The organism is Pseudomonas sp. KH_024_B2 (assembly GCF_057839965.1).
Genome location: NZ_CM174502.1, coordinates 2,619,837 through 2,637,228, shown reverse-complemented (window position 1 = coordinate 2,637,228; position 17,392 = coordinate 2,619,837). Strand labels below are relative to the sequence as shown.

At 55.8% G+C, this 17,392-nt stretch carries 11 protein-coding genes and 1 pseudogene; 2 read left to right on the top strand and 10 right to left on the bottom strand.

Features of this window, described 5'->3' with window-relative positions:
* Window positions 1-68: 68 nt before the first annotated feature.
* From AC3I0A_RS12370 to AC3I0A_RS12360, 3 genes are read right to left on the bottom strand one after another with little or no spacing between them, the layout of a single operon-like run.
* Window positions 69-1,235, bottom strand: coding sequence for a phosphorylase family protein (locus AC3I0A_RS12370; protein ID WP_489378081.1), 1,167 nt, complete (start codon window positions 1,233-1,235; stop codon window positions 69-71).
* A complete protein-coding gene (locus AC3I0A_RS12365) occupies window positions 1,232-1,678 on the bottom strand; it encodes a response regulator (protein WP_489378079.1) in 447 nt (148 codons plus the stop codon). The genes AC3I0A_RS12370 and AC3I0A_RS12365 overlap by 4 nt, the downstream gene beginning before the upstream one ends.
* The gene (locus AC3I0A_RS12360; protein ID WP_489378077.1) at window positions 1,675-4,563 is read right to left on the bottom strand and encodes a hypothetical protein; all 2,889 of its coding nucleotides are present in this window, start codon (window positions 4,561-4,563) and stop codon (window positions 1,675-1,677) included. The genes AC3I0A_RS12365 and AC3I0A_RS12360 overlap by 4 nt, the downstream gene beginning before the upstream one ends.
* A gap of 195 nt (window positions 4,564-4,758) precedes the next feature.
* On the opposite strand from AC3I0A_RS12360, the pseudogene AC3I0A_RS12355 reads away from it, so the two are divergent.
* Window positions 4,759-6,189: pseudogene (locus AC3I0A_RS12355) on the top strand (IS1182 family transposase).
* Window positions 6,190-6,497: 308 nt separating this feature from the next.
* Here AC3I0A_RS12355 and AC3I0A_RS12350 read toward each other — a convergent pair.
* The 4 genes from AC3I0A_RS12350 to AC3I0A_RS12335 all read right to left on the bottom strand — a co-directional run bounded on the left by AC3I0A_RS12350 (window position 6,498) and on the right by AC3I0A_RS12335 (window position 10,344).
* Window positions 6,498-6,848 carry a BON domain-containing protein gene (locus AC3I0A_RS12350; RefSeq protein ID WP_489378076.1) on the bottom strand — a complete coding sequence of 117 codons (351 nt, stop codon included), beginning with the start codon at window positions 6,846-6,848 and terminating at the stop codon, window positions 6,498-6,500.
* 227 nt (window positions 6,849-7,075) lie between these two features.
* Entirely contained in the window at window positions 7,076-8,209 is a 1,134-nt protein-coding gene (locus AC3I0A_RS12345; RefSeq protein WP_489378075.1) for a DmpA family aminopeptidase, read from the bottom strand.
* A 75-nt stretch (window positions 8,210-8,284) separates the two neighbouring features.
* Window positions 8,285-9,397: a polyamine ABC transporter substrate-binding protein gene (locus AC3I0A_RS12340; RefSeq protein WP_489378073.1), complete on the bottom strand. Its 1,113-nt coding sequence runs from the start codon at window positions 9,395-9,397 to the stop codon at window positions 8,285-8,287.
* A gap of 131 nt (window positions 9,398-9,528) precedes the next feature.
* A complete protein-coding gene (locus tag AC3I0A_RS12335; RefSeq protein ID WP_489378072.1) occupies window positions 9,529-10,344 on the bottom strand; it encodes a carbon-nitrogen hydrolase family protein in 816 nt (271 codons plus the stop codon).
* A gap of 138 nt (window positions 10,345-10,482) precedes the next feature.
* Between AC3I0A_RS12335 and AC3I0A_RS12330 the strand changes: the two genes are divergently transcribed.
* Window positions 10,483-11,268, top strand: a complete 786-nt coding sequence (locus tag AC3I0A_RS12330) for a helix-turn-helix transcriptional regulator (protein WP_489378487.1) — start codon at window positions 10,483-10,485, stop codon at window positions 11,266-11,268.
* Between the two features lie 334 nt (window positions 11,269-11,602).
* On the opposite strand, the gene AC3I0A_RS12325 is transcribed toward AC3I0A_RS12330, so the two are convergent.
* From AC3I0A_RS12325 to AC3I0A_RS12315, 3 genes are all read right to left on the bottom strand, one after another.
* Window positions 11,603-12,985: an FAD-binding oxidoreductase gene (locus tag AC3I0A_RS12325; RefSeq protein ID WP_489378071.1), complete on the bottom strand. Its 1,383-nt coding sequence runs from the start codon at window positions 12,983-12,985 to the stop codon at window positions 11,603-11,605.
* A 77-nt stretch (window positions 12,986-13,062) separates the two neighbouring features.
* Entirely contained in the window at window positions 13,063-16,266 is a 3,204-nt protein-coding gene (locus tag AC3I0A_RS12320; protein ID WP_489378070.1) for an ATP-binding protein, read from the bottom strand.
* A gap of 262 nt (window positions 16,267-16,528) precedes the next feature.
* Complete coding sequence (locus tag AC3I0A_RS12315) at window positions 16,529-17,251, bottom strand: GNAT family N-acetyltransferase (protein WP_489378068.1); 723 nt, start codon at window positions 17,249-17,251, stop codon at window positions 16,529-16,531.
* Between the last annotated feature and the right edge of the window lie 141 nt (window positions 17,252-17,392).

Sequence of the window (17,392 nt, the reverse complement as noted above, 5' to 3'; positions counted from 1 at the left end):
CGGATGCGTTTAGGAATTTAGGGCGATCTACCGTTAGAGATGCAGGCCAAATACTGAGCACCGCTTTCTCATAATATTCTGCTTATAATTTGACCTACGGTTTTAGCTGACAAAATAGCTGCAACGCGATGGAATTTGTCCCCTTTTGCAGAACCTCCGTCATCGACCACAGACTTAGCGCTAAAGAATAACGGTTGACTTTGTGCTAATCGGCACGCCTCGTAAACTGCGAACGACTCCATCTCAAAAGCCACCGCTTTCCGATGTTGCCCTTCTATCATCTTGGACATTTTTTCGTCGGCGATCACTGCATTTCCGCTGGAGGTAGGAGCCGCGATAATTTCAAATTGAAGCTCTTCCTTCTCTGGAGGGAATTCACTAGCCTTTAATACCACACCATCTTTAACTGCCAGTTTAAAAGATGGGTCATCCAAAATTTCATCGATTTTTAGTTTCAAGCCATGATTAAGCTGCACTGCGTAATGCTCGGGCTGAAAACCTTCCGCTGTCCATTTGCCGAAATCATGCTGCTGGCAAATTTGAGTAATTACCACATCGTATATATGAGCCTCTCCTGCGAAACCTGCACATATACCGCCCATACAAACAAGTCGAGGCCGAAACATATCAATTGCTCTAGCGGTAGCAATCGCCGCACCCACCAACCCCATTCTCGGCGCAGTAACAATCAAACAGGACTTGCCATTAATCGCAACTTCTCGACACTCCATTCCGTGCTGCGAGTGTAGATTTCCTACTAAGTATCCTGCCTCTTCAAATGCCTTCGCCTCCTTCTTTAACGCACAAATTATGACCACTTCATAACTAATATTTGGCATGCAGGAAATTACCTTCTCGGCAATAATCGCCTCCCAGGAGCCACTATCATCGTATGTCGCTATGGACACACCTCTTTCATTCAACTCTTTATAGTTCTCTTCTGCGGCGTAATCAAATCGGGTCAGCGCCACAATAGGAGTAGTTCGGTTCGGGCATTCATAGTCCCTTGCAGCAGCTACAACTCGTATTGCCACATCTACTGCCTCAAGATCGTCATCAAAAACCGGGACCAATAAATCAGCAATGATTAAATCGAATTGATCGCGCTCCACCAATGTTAGAAATTGCTGAAAATTAACGCATGTTTGAACGTTAATCTTCGCAGCTAGCCCACCAATATAGGAGGTTATTTTATTAAGTTTTTCGGCATTGTCTTCAAGAACAAGAATTTTCATAAGCTACCAACTATATGGCCGAGTTTATCCTTCCAGTCGCCAGAATCTTCAGAGTACTTAATACAGTCGAGTACAATGCAGCCTAATTTATCTTTAATTTCTTGTCCTGCATCATGTACAGGATAAAATACCCCGGATATTTCGATGTCTGGATACTGAGTTATTACAACGCAAGGGTCTAACCGCCCCATAGATTCAAGCTCTAACAAAACCTCGAGCCCGCCAGTTAGCAGGGAGATAGGAGCGCCACCACCATGCGTGATTGGGTGGCTAGGAATAGCCATATCAATTAAAATAAGATCATAACTCTTATTATCAATCGCCTCAATGGCATCGACTAAGCTTGGGGCTGACACGATTTGAACGTCTGGAGTGATCGAAATCAAAAAATCCGTTAAGCTTTTCTCCTTAAAGCTATCATCCTCTATAAGCAGAACATTCATAAAATGTGCTCCAAATTATAAGACATTACTGCGGACACCCTACGATTTTCGCACGAAATCTGTAGTAAATTAAAGTTTAGATCTGCGCTCTGCAACTGATGCAACTTTCTAATACCACTTCTTTCCTCTGAAAGTTGAGCGTTATCAATATCAGCGCCAGGCAGTACCTGCAGTCGCTCATTAACCAATGCCTCACAAGCGCTCTCCGCAATTTCTGATGAAAGACGGACCACGACGACACCGGAGCTATCCTTTGGCGATCTTTGAATTTCAAACGATCGCTCAATCAAACCTTTTGTTCTGCCATGTTTAGCAGCATTGTAGACAACCACGTAAAGGGCATCGTAAAGCACGTGATATGCCCCCCCCATTATTTCCACGTCTTCATTTTCCTCGTATTCAGTGTCAACTTCAAATGCTGGAAAGTACAGCTTAACCTCAGCAACAACAGCGCGATATAGCAATGAAAGCGAGGCCTTCGGGGCTACGCTTACAGGCTTTTTGAACCAACCATGCATCGTTTTGAGTTTTTCATTTATCAGGTATGTCAATTCTCGACCGAAATCTTTAGCTAAATCACGATTAACTTGACTCGAACTCAGTTCATACAGAAGATCTTGCATTAGCAATGAAGTTTTTTGCCCCTTCAAATAGGAGCTCACACTCCGTAAGTCAACCTCTGCAATACGCCAACAGTATTCTGTAAAAATTAACGAGAACCCTATAGTGCTCTTATGCTCAGTGTAGTGCTTAACCAAGCTCTTGGCGCATGCAATAGCTATGTCCTGCTTGTTGACACCCTTTGTGGTCGGCCTCATTAAACCTTCACGCTTAGAATTCGATTCAATGTGAAGTCGATGTCGAATAATGTCGTCAATCTTCGATTCGTAAGCTAGCTTCCACTGTTGCCAGCGAATCACAAACTGAGGGTCCTCAAAGAGCCTTGCAAATTTTGGAAGGCTCTCGACTCCAACCACACCTGAATACAGATGACCTTTAAAGGTGCCGTGCCTAATCCTGCGCCCTAGATAAGATGCAATCCCAAACTTATTGTTAGAGCAGAAGCTAAAGTAAGCCTTTTCAACCGACTGCATCAATATATCGTTTTCGCCGTCAGCAAAACTATTGCTATGAACCATACTAGTGAAGAGCATATTTAGTTCTTGCACTAGCTCATCATTTATCCACTCATCGAATCTGGCGGCGTCCACATATATACGATTGTCATCAAGCTCGTTACGGACCAAGTTAATTTTGTGGTCAATCAAAAGCGTCCTAGCCCGATCCAGATAAACTTTTTCTCCAGAAAGTTTACCCATCCATCGATGCAGCGCAGCTCTAGTTTCGGTTATCTGGGCTGAAGACTTTATGATCCTAGTCAGCTTTGAGATGAAATCAGCAGTAAAGACTTCGTAAGCGAATATTGCAACGTCCTTCGATCGCTCCAAAATTGCATCTATGAACGAGATCAAGTCTCCAGCATATCCGTCCCGTACCAATTTCTCGATGAGTTTCCTTAGCCTGTGATCATCTACTTCGTTTCCACTTCGCTTAGCCACCAATAGGTAATACACTAACTGAGTCCATGGAGAGTCAGTGTATTTGGCTAAGTTTTTCAAATATAAGATATTAGTGGTCTTAGCCAGATCGTACGTTTTACCCATCAAATTGTATAGGGACTCTTCACTTATGGATGCGTGCCCACCTGAAACATGAGTTAGAAAATTAAATACGGAAGATCTTGTGACATTACCATCTGACTCGAGTTGCTTTAATACATCATTATTGTGCACGGTCAAAAATTTTTCCGCCGCTACATCTTCTAACGCTACTTTCGCTACCCACTGCCCGATAGACCCCGTTAAGCGCTCATCAACAATAAAATAATTCGAGGCTGGATCGTCGTAAAAGTGATCTTGCAGGCGTCGATATTTTACAATTATTTCGTGTTCTAACCATGCGCTTGAGTGCTTGTAAAATAAAGATTCTCCGTCTTCTATGGCAATGTACATTGCCGATATCTCATCAACTTTTATATTGCATGCGTCCCAGGCATCAAAAAGCCTGCTTATCTTATCACCTGGAATTAATGGCAACATTTCGCGATTTACTTTAAGGATAATCAACGCATCTATCAACGACGATTGTAAATTGCTTTGAACCATTTCACCTAAGTCACTTAAATCCAAAGCGTGAGGGTGAAATGAAACTCGTACCATATCGCGTGTAAACTTGTTTGCCCCCTTCTTGTCTGTCAACCCCATCAAAGAGCGTTTAAGACTCAGTATACCTTGCTCTTCTTCATAGCATCTTAAAATGGAACCAGCTATGAAGTTACTGTTCGCCACCCCAGCCTTATCTAATATATCGTCAACGCCCACTAACGGTAAATCTTCACTATTGAGACTTCTTATTAAAATCGCCTTGCGCAAAATAAAATTACTATAACCGTATTTTCGCACGATTATATCTATATGCTTGTCAGCGCTGTAGAAATCACCGGCTACTATCATTCGTCCCAGCTCAACGGACAGGGAGAGGATATCTTCGACTGCGGTTAAGTTTTCTATTAGAAGACTATTGATCTGTAAAAACTGCTTAATAGGCGAAAGCGCACATAATCTGTAGTAGTTTTCCGTGGTTTGAATTTCGCTCGGAAATAAATCCGGAAGGCTTACGCCGCCCGGCCTGTTTGCATTTCTTAAAACGCGTTCTATTAGTAATATTTCATTTGCGCGTTTATCATTGCGAATCTTATTCAGTAAACGCACAGACTCTTTTAATGGAACACTCAATATCGCACGGACTTGGTTGCGCGTGCGGGGGTGGAGCATACGAATATCGAAAACCGCTGCAGTTGATACAAAATTAACCGACGTATTCACTTCAGTCCTTCCTTGTTTTTTTGGTATGCAGCCTGTCTACGGTATCTGTAGCGTAACTTGGTATATGGCCAAATGCTACAATATAAATCGCCCTTGATTCTGGGCGCTTACTGACTGCTTTCGGCCCAAAGTGTGTAAAAACGCCTTCGCGAAGCCTTGCTATGATTTCTGAGGATTTCATCGCAAGGATCGCCCATGAAGCGCTTTATTCAAGGTGAACATCGAGACCAAAGCACCTTACTGCCCGAAAGCCTCGACGATTACGTCACGGATACCAATCCGGTGCGCGTAGTCGACGTCTTTGTCGACGAACTCGACCTGGTCAAGCTGGGTTTTGAAGGCGTCATACCGGCCGATACTGGCCGGCCTGCTTATCATCCCGCGATCCTGCTGAAGATCTACATCTATGGCTATCTCAACCGCATTCAGTCGAGTCGGCGTCTGGAGCGAGAGGCCCAGCGCAACGTCGAGCTGATGTGGCTAACCGGCCGCTTGATGCCCGATTTCAAGACCATTGCCAACTTCCGAAAAGACAACAGCAAAGCCATCCGCGGTGTCTGCCGACAGTTCGTCGTACTCTGTCAGCAGCTGGGATTATTCGAAGAAAACCTAGTCGCCATCGACGGCAGCAAGTTCAAGGCCGCCAACAATCGCGACCGCAATTTCACCAGCGCCAAGTTGCAACGGCGGATGGAAGAAATTGAATCGAGCATCAACCGCTATCTGACTGCGCTCGACGAAGCCGATCAGCAAGAACCCTCGACCGTACAGCCCAAGGCTGCGCGACTGGAAGAAAAAATCGCCAAGCTGAAGGCTCAAATGAAAGAGCTTCAGGCGATCGAAGTTCGGCTCAACGACTCGCCGGACAAACAGGTCTCACTGACCGATCCGGACGCCCGCTCCATGATGACGCGTGGCACTGGAATCGTCGGCTACAACGTGCAGACAGCTGTCGATACCCAGCACCATTTGATCGTTGCGCACGAGGTCACCAATACCGGCTCCGACCGCGATCAACTCAGCTCGATGGCCAAGCAGGCCCGCGAGGCCATGGGCTTGGAAACGCTGTCGGTAGTGGCTGACCGAGGTTACTTCAAAAGCGAAGAAATCCTGGCCTGTCACAACGCAGACATCACCGCCTATGTGCCGAAGCCAATGACCTCCGGAGCCAAGGCGAACGGGCGTTTCAATAACGATGTCTTCATCTATGACGCGGCGAAAAACGAATACATTTGTCCGGCTGGACAGGCGTTGATCTGGCGCTTTTCCAGCATTGATAACGGCCTGAAGTTACACCGTTACTGGAGTTCCAACTGCCAACACTGCCCACTGAAATTGAAGTGCACACTGGGCAGGGAACGGCGAGTCCGGCGCTGGGAGCATGAAGCCGTACTGGAAAAAATGTAGAGTCGGCTGAGCAACGCGCCAGAAATGATGCGGATCCGTAAACGGACGTTTGAGCATCCCTTCGGGACGCTCAAACACTGGATGGGAACGGCCCATTTCCTGACCCGAAAGCTACCCGGGGTGAGCGCAGAAATGAGCTTGAATGTGCTCGCCTACAACCTGAAGCGAGTGATGAAAATCATGGGGGTCGGGAGCTTGATTAAGGCTCTGGCGACCTAAGATTTGGCCAACTTTGGACATGATCTGGAGGACGTTAGAGCCCGCTCAGGCCTTTCAAGTCATCGGCAACGCCAAGTTGGTGGGCCAAGGGCATCCTGGCCGTGCGCGAGTGCCGAAGCGTGAGAAAGGCCCTGGACTTGAAGTTGAAAACCTCATCCAGCGTTTTTACACACTCTGGGCCGCATCCGGACGCAGCGGTCGTAAAATCAGGCGCTGCGGTATTGCTGCGGTATTACAGGTTAACCGCGTTCGCATGATTTGCGACTGCTACGCCCGAGCGAGGACCAAGCCTGACGCAGGCTTCGTCATTATTTATCGTCCATCTTGTCTGACGATTTTGTCCGACTCTCAGTGCTCTCTTCAGCGTTGGGAGCTTCTGGAAAACTGCCTGGCATGAACACGTGGGTCCGCAATTCGCTGGCATCGACTTCAGCGACACCATGCACCGAACGGGCCAGGCCAATAGCCTGTTCACACTGTCGATGGGTGTTGACGCGACCGCTCAACGCCACCACGCCCGCATGGGTTTTGACATTGATATGCAGGCTAAGGGTTGGTTCGGGAAATGCCAGGGCCGACTTCACCTTGGCGGTAATCCACGCGTCGTGAACGGCCATTCCCAGATCATGAGAGTAATGCTGGAAGGAGTGAATTTTCATGGCTGAACCCTCTCTCGAGTAATCAGACGTACTGTCCATCCCATTTGCTGTACTGCCATCTGCCTGTCAGGCGAGCGTTATGGATAGCTGATTGGTTTTGCAGTGCTCGCCACACAAACACTGGCACACATTAATTATAGTTCGGCCGTTTTCTGTCGGTCGAGATCGGCAGAAAACGGCCAGAGCAAGCGGCATGAACGCGAAGCGAGCACACCACCTCGAACCTGCTAAATCAGTTCGCCATGCTCCGCTCCCGGCCAGCCGGCCTGACGCAGGGCTTTCAACAAGGTTGCAGCGTCCAGTCCAGACACCGTGTGGCCATTGCCTTCGGTGGTGCTGGAGGCCAACAGGGCATTGATGATGGCCTCTTCCACGGCTTCGGTGGCGGCCAGGAACAGTTCGCCGATGTGGTCGTTGTTGACCATGCTCAAGTTGTTGCAGGTGGGCGCGCCCTTGCCCTCGTAGGCGGCTGGCGGCACGTTCTGGTTCCCTGTAGAGAACGCCACGAAGAGGTCACCACTGCAGTCTTCATTGCCGCCGCCGGTGCGGGCAATGCCGAGACCGGCACGTTGCGCCAGGCGCGTGCATTGGTGCGGCAGCAACGGCGCATCGGTGGCCAGGCAGACGACGATGGAGCCCATGCCCGGATGCGGCAGGGATGCTCGAAGGAAGGGCGAGTCGGCCTTTTCCATGTAGCGCCCCACCGGGTAACCATCGACACGCAACTCGTGACGCGTGCCGTGGTTGGCCTGGACGATGGCCCCCACGGTCCAGCCACCCTGCGCTGCACTCAGTCGTCGCGAAGCCGTGCCTATGCCCCCCTTGAACTCGTGACAGATCATGCCACTGCCGCCGCCAACGGCGCCTTCGGTTACCGGACCGCCCACTGCCGCGCTCAGGGCCTGAGCCACATGTTCGGCACGTACATGGAAGCCGTTGATGTCGTTGAGCAGGCCGTCGTAAGTCTCCAATACCACCGGCATGTTCCAGTACAGGCGCCCGTCATCGGGCTGGTCCTGGCGATCCAGGGCAATCAGGGCATCGCGCACTACCCCGATGCTGTGGGTGTTGGTGAACGCTATCGGGCTGGTCAGCAGACCGGCCTCGCGAATCCACTCAAGGCCCGTGGCGTCGCCGTTGCCGTTGAGCACATGGACGCCGGCAAAGCATGGCTGCTGATTGGTGGAGCCTGGGCGGGGCTCGATCACGGTGACCCCGGTGCAGATGTCGCGGCCGCTGGCGGTCCGCCCTCGCACATTGCTGTGGCCAACCCGTACGCCGGGGACATCGGTGATGGCGTTGAGGGGGCCGGGTGGTAGCTGGCCGAACTGGATGTTCAAATCGCGGGCACGTGGATTCATGGTTGCTCTCAGTTTCATGGATGGTTCGACTGGATCACTGATCCGTTTTTCACTGTGTTGCAGACGCGAGTGCGATCAACTGCCGCTCTTGACCTTGGTCCAGACACGGGTACGCACGCGTTCCAGCTTCAGCGGCAACGGCTCGATCGGGAACAGCGTGTCCAGCACCTCTTTGGATGGGTAAACATCAGGGTTGTCGCGAATTTTCTGCTCGACCAGCACCCTGGCGTCCTTGTTGGCGTTGGGGTAAGCCAGGTAATTGGACGACTGGGCGATCACTTCCGGGCGCAGCATGTAGTTGATGAATTCCAACCCTTGCCTGGGGTTGGGCGCATCGTTGAGCAGCACCATGCTTTCCACCCAGACCGGTGCGCCTTCACGGGGGATGCTGTAGAGAATCCTGCGACCGTTGCCGGCCTGTTCTGACGATGTTTTGGCATCCTGGACCCCACCCGCCCAACCCAGCACCACGCAGACGTTGCCGTTGGCCAGGTCGGAGATGAACTTGGAGGAGTCGAAGTAACGGATGTGCGGACGCAGCTTCAGCAGCAACGCTTCAGCTTTGCGGTAGTCCTCCGGGTTCCGGCTGTTGTAGGGCAGTCCGAGGTAATGCAGCGCGATCGGAATGATCTCGCCGGGTGCATCCAGCATGGCCACCCCGCATTGGCTCAACCTGGCCAGGTTCTCCTCCTTGAAGATCAGGTCCCAGGAGTTGACCGGCGCCTCCTGACCAAGGATCGACTTTACCTTGTCCGCGTCATAACCAATCCCGGTAGTGCCCCACAGGTAGGGAACCGCGTAGCGATTGCCTGGATCATTGCTTTGTACCTTGGCGAGAATGTCCGGATCGAGATGGGGCCAGTTGGATAATTGCGAGCGATCCAGCTCCTTGAGTACGCCCGCCTTGATCAGGTTCGGCAGCAGGTCGCCGGTGGCGACCACTACGTCGTAGCCGCTGCGACCGGCCATGAGCTTGCTTTGCATGACATCGCTATTGTCGAACACGTCATATGTCGCACGGATACCCGTCTGCGCATGGAAGTTTTTTGTCGCATCCGGGGCGATGAAATCGTACCAGTTGTAAATATTCACCTTAGGCTCAGCGGCGTCGGCCCCCGCATAGGCGAGGCTGAGACCGATACTGAACACTGAGGCCAGGGCGAGTTGCAAACAGCGGATCGAATTCATCTGGATTCTCCAGAGCGGTAGCGCCCTCTTCACAGGAATGAGCGCTGCGCCTGCTGATTTATGGATTGTTATGGCAGGGCCGACATCGGCGAATTTGAAGTTGTGTGGTTGTCTGGAATACCTCGCGCGGGTCAGGGAATCAGCAGTTCGCGGCGACCGTCCGGGTGCTCGATTGGCTCGCCGGTCAGGCGCAAGCGGCGGTCGTTGAGGTAGTTGTAATCGCGGCGCGATTGCGCAAGCTGGTCGAGGTCCAGCGTGACGACCTGCCGGCACTCCTCGCGCCCGGCCTCGCACAACACCCGTCCGAACGGATCGACCGCCGTGCTGCCACCGGCGAACACCAGGCCGTCATCACCTTCCCCCACTCGATTCACCATCACGGCGAATGCCTGGTTTTCCTGGGCGCGAGCCATGATCGCGGTGCGATGGACCGGGCCGTAGGGGTCCATGTTGCCGTTGGTGACCAGGATCAGCTCGGCACCGAGCTGGCCGAGGGCTCGAGCACTTTCCGGCAGCTCGATGTCATAGCAGATCAGGATGCCGACGCGAATGCCCTTCCAGAGCGCAGTGACATAGCGGTCTCCCGGCTGGAACAGGCCGCGCTCCGAGGGCCACAGGTGAGTCTTGCGGTAGCTCAAGGCGATGCCTTGCGGGGTCACCAACAGGGAGGTGTTGTAGTAGGTACCGGCGGCGTTTTCGGCCATGCCGACGACTACCGAGACGTTCCGTTCGCGCGCGGCGCGCTGCACGGCCTGTACACTCGGCCCGTCCAGTGGCTCGGCGACTTCGGCGAGCTGCTGCGCGTCGACGAACCCCATCAACTGGGTTTCCGGAAATACCAGCAGATCGGTATCCACTGCGCAGGTAGCGATGGCCTGTAAGGTACGCTTCAGGTTATAAGCAGTATCGCCATCGCGACCGGTAAGTTGTACGAGTTCAATCTTCATCAGTGATCCTTGGACGTGTAAGTGGCTCGCAATCGCCAAACTGAACAGCACCCGCCAGGGCTGGTATGGAATGGAGTATGGAGCGCCGCAGAGCGGCAAGTAATCACGTCGATGGGGTAACCCCGTATGGGTAGCAAAGTGAACATGACATTGCAGGATGTGGCCTGGCACCAGGCGATTGGCCGGCTGATCGAGACGCTGGACCGCGCCAATTTCTGGTTGGCGCTGGTGCGCATGGTGAATGGATATATTCCGGTGGACAGCTGGGTCGTGATGATCTTCAGCAGTGGCCGGCCGCAGGTGCTCGCAGAATGCCCTGGCAAGGATGGCGGACCGGACCCGCTCTTCCAGGATTACCTCAAGGGCCTGTACCTGCTCGATCCCTTTTACCTGGCCAACCGGGAAGCACCACAGAGCGGTTTATTTCGGCTGGCCGACGTGGCGCCGGAGTGCTTCGAACACACCGACTACTATCAACGCTACTTCCGCCTCAACGTGGTGGCCGACGAAGTACATATCAACGTCCAGCTCGATGCGCAGCGCACCCTCAGCCTGTCGCTGGGAAGCGAGAGTCTTTTCGGTCCGGAGCAGCTCGCCCTGCTCAGCCTGATCCAGCCTTGGGTCGCCGGTTTGATGCGTCAGCGCATGGCTTTCGAGCGGGAGGTGCTGGAGCAGGTCGCGCCGCCGACGCCAAGCTGGCAGAGCTGGCTGGAGTCCACCGTCCAGCAGTTGGAAACGCCGCTCTCCGCCCGCGAACTGGAAGTCGGCCGGCTGATGCTCAGCGGCTGCTCGAACAAGGAGATCGCGCGCAAGCTGGCGATTTCCGCCGAGACCGTGAAGGTCCACCGCAAGCACATGTACAGCAAGCTCGGGATCAAATCCCAGTCCGAGCTGTTCTCACTGTTCCTAAGGGCGCAGAGCTGAAATAGCCGCTGCGCAGGGCAACACGCTTGGGAGCAGACGAAGGCAAGCAATCACCCGCCAGTTACAAACTGGAAGGCGGGAACCAGAAGCTTGCATTCCAAAAAGCCGGTACATGTAAGCATGCCTCCCGCCAATCCTGGCGATGTCTAATATCAACAATCAAACCGCCTACCGAGAATCTCTCCTCCCAAATCAGACGCCAGCTTTGCCGTTTCGCATTAGAACGCGAGCGCCAACATCTCGGCACCCCAGACGAGCAAAGCAAGTTTCGCTCTTGAAAAACCATTCATCGCTCATGTCGTCGATTCTCCTGACTGAATAAACGCCGTGATGCTCAGCGCCCATTCGCTGGAACAATGTTCTGATTGATGTGGAAGAGGTTGTCCGGGTCATAGGTCGCTTTCACTGCCGCCAGCCGCTCGTAGTTGGCGCCATAGTTTGCGGGCGCACGGTGATCGTCGTCGCTGGACATGAAGTTGACGTAGCCCCCATTGCCGCCCGAGTGGGGATGAATAGCGGCGTAGTAATCCTTCACCCACTTGATGCTGGCCTCGTTGTCGGCAGGGTCCGACCAGATTCCCACGATCACCGGGGCAAAGCTCTTGTCCCGATGACCGAACGCGGTCTCGTTGGCGCCGACCCGTTGCGCCGCACCGTTGATCGGATGCAGATGCATGCTCGAGCTTATGTTCGGAGTCTTTTTGCCATGCGCGACGTGAGCAGCAATCGCCTCGTCGGTGAGCTCGATGATGAAGTCTGCTTTCCAGTAATGCTGCATGCCCTTCGGGACCAAGCCGTCGAAGGCGCTTTGCAGGGCCGGGAACGGCATGACGCCGACCTGCTCCGCCTTCACTTCGGCAGCGTCGCGTAGTGGCTTAAGTACTCGCTCAGCCTCCTCGTGTGGACCGTTCCAGCACGTGACCAGTACACAGAACAGATCCCCGACCCGGTTCCTGGGGATAAACGGCAGGTCAGGGGCAATCTGCCAGCCGAAAAAGCACCCGAGCTGTTCGGGCGCATTCGCAATGAATTCGCGGTAACACTCCAGGACCGCCGCGGCATCGTCGAACTCGTAGAACAGCGGGCCGCCCACGATGTCACCGACCTCGTGGAGCTGAAACTCGAAGCTGGTGACGACACCGAAGTTGCCGCCGCCGCCGCGCAGGGCCCAGAACAAATCTTCGTTCTGGTAATCGCTCGCGGTGACCTGCCGGCCATCGGCGAGAACGACATCGGCCGCCAGCAGGTTGTCGATGGAGAGACCGACGCCGCGGGTCAGGTAGCCGATGCCGCCGCCCAGCGTCAGGCCACCCACCCCGGTCGTCGAGATGATCCCGCCGGGCGCTGCCAGGCCGAACGGATAGGTCGCATGGTCGACATCGCCCCAGGTCGCGCCGCCCCCAACCCGGGCGATCTTCTTGACCGGGTCGACCCGCACGCTGTTCATCCTCGACAGGTCGATGACCAGGCCGTCGTCCACCGTGCCGAATCCGGGAACGCTGTGGCCCCCGCCGCGAATTGCCAGGTCGAGGCCGGCGTCGCGGCCTGCGGCGACCACCGCCATCACGTCGGCCGAATCCACACACTGGATGACGGCGCGGGGTTTGCGGTCGTGCATGGCGTTGTAGACGGCACGAGCGCCGTCGTAGTCAGAATCCGAGGGGGTGATGACCCGACCCCGTACCTTTTCGGTCAATGCCTTGATTATGTCGCTCATTGGATGCTCCTCCGCTCCGGGTGCTCCTCTGCTTCGTCTTGAGATTGCGCGCTCAGGCGTTCCAAAAGCGTTCCCTCTCAATCGGTCTCGCTCAGAAAGCCGGTGGCGGCCCGGAACGCCGGGAGATCATGGCCTGACACAATGGTCTCGAGGCGGTCGCCGAGTTGCTCACGCAGTGTCTGATCGGGAAATCGCCTGGCCAAGGAGTGCAGCGCCCGAAGCTCCAGCCAGCCCGCCCCTTGAGCGCTGGCGGTCTCGACGGCACTGCGCAGAGAAGCGGCGGCTTCGGTTTCCCCGCTGCGATACGCCAGCTCGCCGTCGACTCGCCACAGCTCGGCCTCGAGATAGCGCTGGTTGCAGCGCTGTGACCACGAAAGCCCCTCGCGTGTGGCGGCGCGTCCCTGGCGGAATTCCCCGAGCATGCCGCGAGCCCGGGCGAGGAGAAGGAGGGTGTAGGTCAGATGAAGGGTCTCCCCTTCGGTACGCGAGCGTGCCACCGACCGCACGATCTTCTCGATGCCACCAGCCGATCCCCCGCAGACGTCTAGCCAGCCCCGAAGGGCTTCCAGGACGACCATGAAGTAGCGGTCCGAAAAACGCTTCCATAGAAGGTCGGCGTCCGCGAGGAGCTCGGCGAGGCGCGCGAGATCTTCGGATTCGGCGGCGAGAATCGCCGCGTAAGTGATGACGTACCCCAACGTCATTAGATGATCGAGATCCACGGCGATCTCAAGCGCAGATCGAGCTGTCTGACCGGCCCTGCCGGCATCTCCGGCCCACAGCTCGACGAGGGCCAGCCGTACGAGGCAAACCGCCTTCGGGTCCTGGGCGTACAACACCAGATGCTCGTCGCGATGGGACAGGTCATAGGCTTCGATAGCGCCATCAAGATAGTGACGGGCTCTGGCCAGATCGCCCCGCCAGAACGCGCTTACGCCGAGGAGATAGCGGCCCTCTGTCCTGGCGACCGGATCATGACTCTCATGCTCGAGAAGGGCCCGAGCGAGTTCGTCGCAATCGTCGAAGCGGCAGCCCTGCAGCCGGGCGAGGCCCAAGCCACGGAGGATCGGCGGCTCCACGGGTCTGTGAAGCTTGCGGCAAAGTGAAAGGGCTCGCTCGTAGAGTTGGTGCGCACCCTTGGAGCCGTAACCGTCGAGGGCAACGAGCGGGGATCCGAGGGCGATCCGGATATCGAGTTCGAGTGCATCGCGGTCGGGTGTCGGTGGCAGGTCGGCAAGCAGTGCGAGCGCGCGCCGAAACATGGTGACCGCTTCTTCGAGGGCCGACACAGCCACCGCTCGGCCCCCCGCCACGCGGTAGGCATCGATGGCCGGTTCAACCATGCCGGCCTGGTCGTAGTGTGCGGCCAGCTGCGGGCTGGCCGCATCGATGTCGCTGTGGCGCTCGACCGCGATCGCCTCGGCGACAGCCCTGTGGAGTTGGCGTCGACGAGCTGGGCTGACCATCTCCAGCGCGACCGCCCGAAGCTTGTCGTGACTGAAATCGTACGTGAGCCCCTGATCGCGGATGATCCGTCGACGCCAGAGTTCGTCGACGTGATCAATGAGTTCGTGCTCATCGATCCCAGTGGCCGAGACCATCAGACCGACTGAGAAGGGCCGACCGATAACGGCCGCCACTTCGGCCAGTCGCCGAGCGCCGTCAGTTAGTTGGCCCAGTCGGGCGCGCAGCACCGCCCGCATCGTCGGTGTGAGCACTGCTTGACTTCCATCAGAGGAGATCCCGGTGCGAAGAGCCTCAATGACAAAGAGTGGATTGCCTTCGGTCTCGCTCCAGAGTCGCGCCGCCAGTTTCGCATCAATCGTGTCCTCAGCGCGTAGCCGAGCAGCGAGCGTCGCAGTGGTGGCTTGGTCGAGCCGGTCGAGTGGCACGGTGGTCACTGCCTGGTCGTGGCCCAAGGCGTCGACGAGTTCAACGAGGGGATGATACTCTGGGATCTCCTCCGAGCGGACGGTACCGACGATGAGGACAGGTGCGGTCTGTGCGGAGCGGACAACGAAACCGATCAACTCGATGGTCTCGGCGTCACACCACTGGAGATCGTCGATGATCAGCAAGCGCGGGCGCTCGCCGGCGACAATGGCTCGGCTCACAGCATCGAACAACCGATGGCGCTGAGCCAAGTCGCCCGGCTGGCTCCGTTCAGATGGCTGGGAAACGTCGCGCAGTTCGGGCAGCAGACGAGCGAGCTCGGCCCTGCAGACCGTGTCGAGCGTGTCGATGTGGCTTCGCAGAGCATCCGATCGAAGTAGGTCGACGACGGGCCCCCATGGCAGTCTGCCCGCAGCCTCGTATGCACGAGCCGATGCCACCACATGTCCCTCTGCTCGAACGCGGCGGCCGAGTTCCAGCGCGAGACGCGACTTTCCGATCCCCGGTTCCCCCGTCACCAACAAGAGATGTGCCCGACCCGCCCGCGCGGCGTTCCATGCCTCATTGAGCTGGTTCCATTCGAGTTCGCGGCCGACGAAAGGCGATTCGGCGACGGGTGACAGGTCCTTGCCCTGCACTTCGTCGCGGTTTAGTGTGCCAGCCCGGAGCTGTTGGTACATGGCTCTGATCGCCTCGCCCGGTGCCACCGCGAGGTCACGCTCAAGCGCCTGCGCGTACCGGTGGTAGGCGCGCAGCGCAGCGGCTCTATCGCCAAGCGCGAGATGCGCTTGCATCTGAATTCGAACGGCTGCTTCATCGGTCGGCTCAAGGTCGATGATGCATTGGGTATACCTGAGCGTGGCTTTGTGGTCGCCGCGCCCCGCAGCCTCTTCTGTCAGCCGCATGAGGACCGCATACGCCTGCGCTCGAAGTTTCGCTCGCTCGTCCAAGACCCAGTCGTCATAACAAGCTGGAAGGAGATCGCCCGAATAGAGGCGCGCAGCGAGCTCGAAATCACCCGCGGCCATGGCATCCTGGAACCTCAGCACGTCGACTTCGCTCGGCCCGGTCGCAATCCACCGCACAATCTCGTTGTCGATCTCGACGAACTCACCGATATCGGGAAGGGAATGACGAAAGTCGTGGAGTAGCTTTCTGAGGTTGGTGCGCGCCTGCGGTTCGTCGGAGTCGGGCCAAAGCTCGAACGCGAGTCTTGAGCGGTGCTGCGGGTCTCTGCGCAACACGATCAACGCCAGGAACCGTTGCAAGCGAAGCGAGTTGAAGGCGCGAATACACCGGCCGTCCAGGATTAGCTCGACTGCACCAAGAAGTCGGACCTGTAACCGCGCCGGCGGTTGGCCACCGACCCCGCTCGTGTCGCTCGGCATATGGCTCCTCTGGTTGCGGTCCAGCTCTGAAAGTCCGCTGTCTGCCCCGCCTCTGTCGATAACAAGCCGATCAGCAGCTTGATGAGTGTCGACTCCGGGTTTGCGGGCCGGAACCGCGGGATTGTGTTGTGGTGTTCACATCCCACCTGGCTCAGTATCATTGTAGGTCCATTCCCGCGACCGTTGCCGGGTCGGGCCAAGGATCATGCCCCCCTGTTGCGTTGGCGGCGACCAAGCCCGTCATATGGGCTGCTCCAACACACTAAAGCAAACGTGGCCCACGCAAGGTGGTTTGCAATGCCGCCTCTGCCAGGCGATCGCGCACAAAATCATGCGTTTTGCGAGTCATCTGGTCGAGATGCCGGTCACGCTGCTTTTCGGCATCGAGCATCGCTCTCTTCCCATGTTTTTGAAGCAGATACGTATGAATCTGCCGCACCTCGACTGAACTGTAGATCGGTGCGACGTCCAGCAGGCCCATCAAGCCGTCAGTGCTGTGATCACGGGTATTCATCAGCACCTGAGTACCGCGCACACCCACGACCTGAAATCCTATCGATTCGAAATATGGGACCTTTGCAACGGAGCAGGTCAGCTCGGCATGCGGGTATCGGCCGACCATCTCCTGCAGCATCGCCCTAGCGACCCCACGGCGCCGATGGCTTGCGTGCACCGCCATATAGGCCACGCCGCAAGCCTCGGGATCGTCCTTGACCGGCAGATACAGCAAAAAGCCGATGACCTTCAAAGGGTCCTCATCATCCGTCGCTATGATCAATTCGACAGGAATCCCTTTGGACCCGCCGAGAGCCTCCAGGTAGAGATAAACCTCGTAGCCGATCGCATATTGATAAACGTTGTACAGAAGGTTGCTCGGCGCGATCGCCACCATGCTGATGTCGGTCAGATAATCGACGACCATCTGCAGGATCTGGCTATTGATGTGCTCGGGGCACGGGGTTTCAAAATGGGTGATCTGGGACATCGAGTTTCTGGCTCCGAGGGTTAAGGCTTGCCTGTGACAGTTAGCACCGGGCGGGGCCATCATAACGTGCTGTTGCACTGACGCCGTACGGAGATGCCGCCCCTGGTGAATTTTACGCAAACTTTACGCAGCGTCCTTTTA

Bases quoted from the DNA above. Each gene is read 5' to 3' on its own strand.
- AC3I0A_RS12370 (WP_489378081.1), bottom strand. From the start codon at position 1,235: ATGAAAATTCTTGTTCTTGAAGACAATGCCGAAAAACTTAATAAAATA.
- AC3I0A_RS12335 (WP_489378072.1), bottom strand. From the start codon at position 10,344: ATGAAGATTGAACTCGTACAACTTACCGGTCGCGATGGCGATACTGCT.
- AC3I0A_RS12315 (WP_489378068.1), bottom strand. From the start codon at position 17,251: ATGTCCCAGATCACCCATTTTGAAACCCCGTGCCCCGAGCACATCAAT.
- AC3I0A_RS12345 (WP_489378075.1), bottom strand. From the start codon at position 8,209: ATGAATCCACGTGCCCGCGATTTGAACATCCAGTTCGGCCAGCTACCA.
- AC3I0A_RS12365 (WP_489378079.1), bottom strand. From the start codon at position 1,678: ATGAATGTTCTGCTTATAGAGGATGATAGCTTTAAGGAGAAAAGCTTA.
- AC3I0A_RS12325 (WP_489378071.1), bottom strand. From the start codon at position 12,985: ATGAGCGACATAATCAAGGCATTGACCGAAAAGGTACGGGGTCGGGTC.
- AC3I0A_RS12340 (WP_489378073.1), bottom strand. From the start codon at position 9,397: ATGAATTCGATCCGCTGTTTGCAACTCGCCCTGGCCTCAGTGTTCAGT.
- AC3I0A_RS12320 (WP_489378070.1), bottom strand. From the start codon at position 16,266: ATGCCGAGCGACACGAGCGGGGTCGGTGGCCAACCGCCGGCGCGGTTA.
- AC3I0A_RS12350 (WP_489378076.1), bottom strand. From the start codon at position 6,848: ATGAAAATTCACTCCTTCCAGCATTACTCTCATGATCTGGGAATGGCC.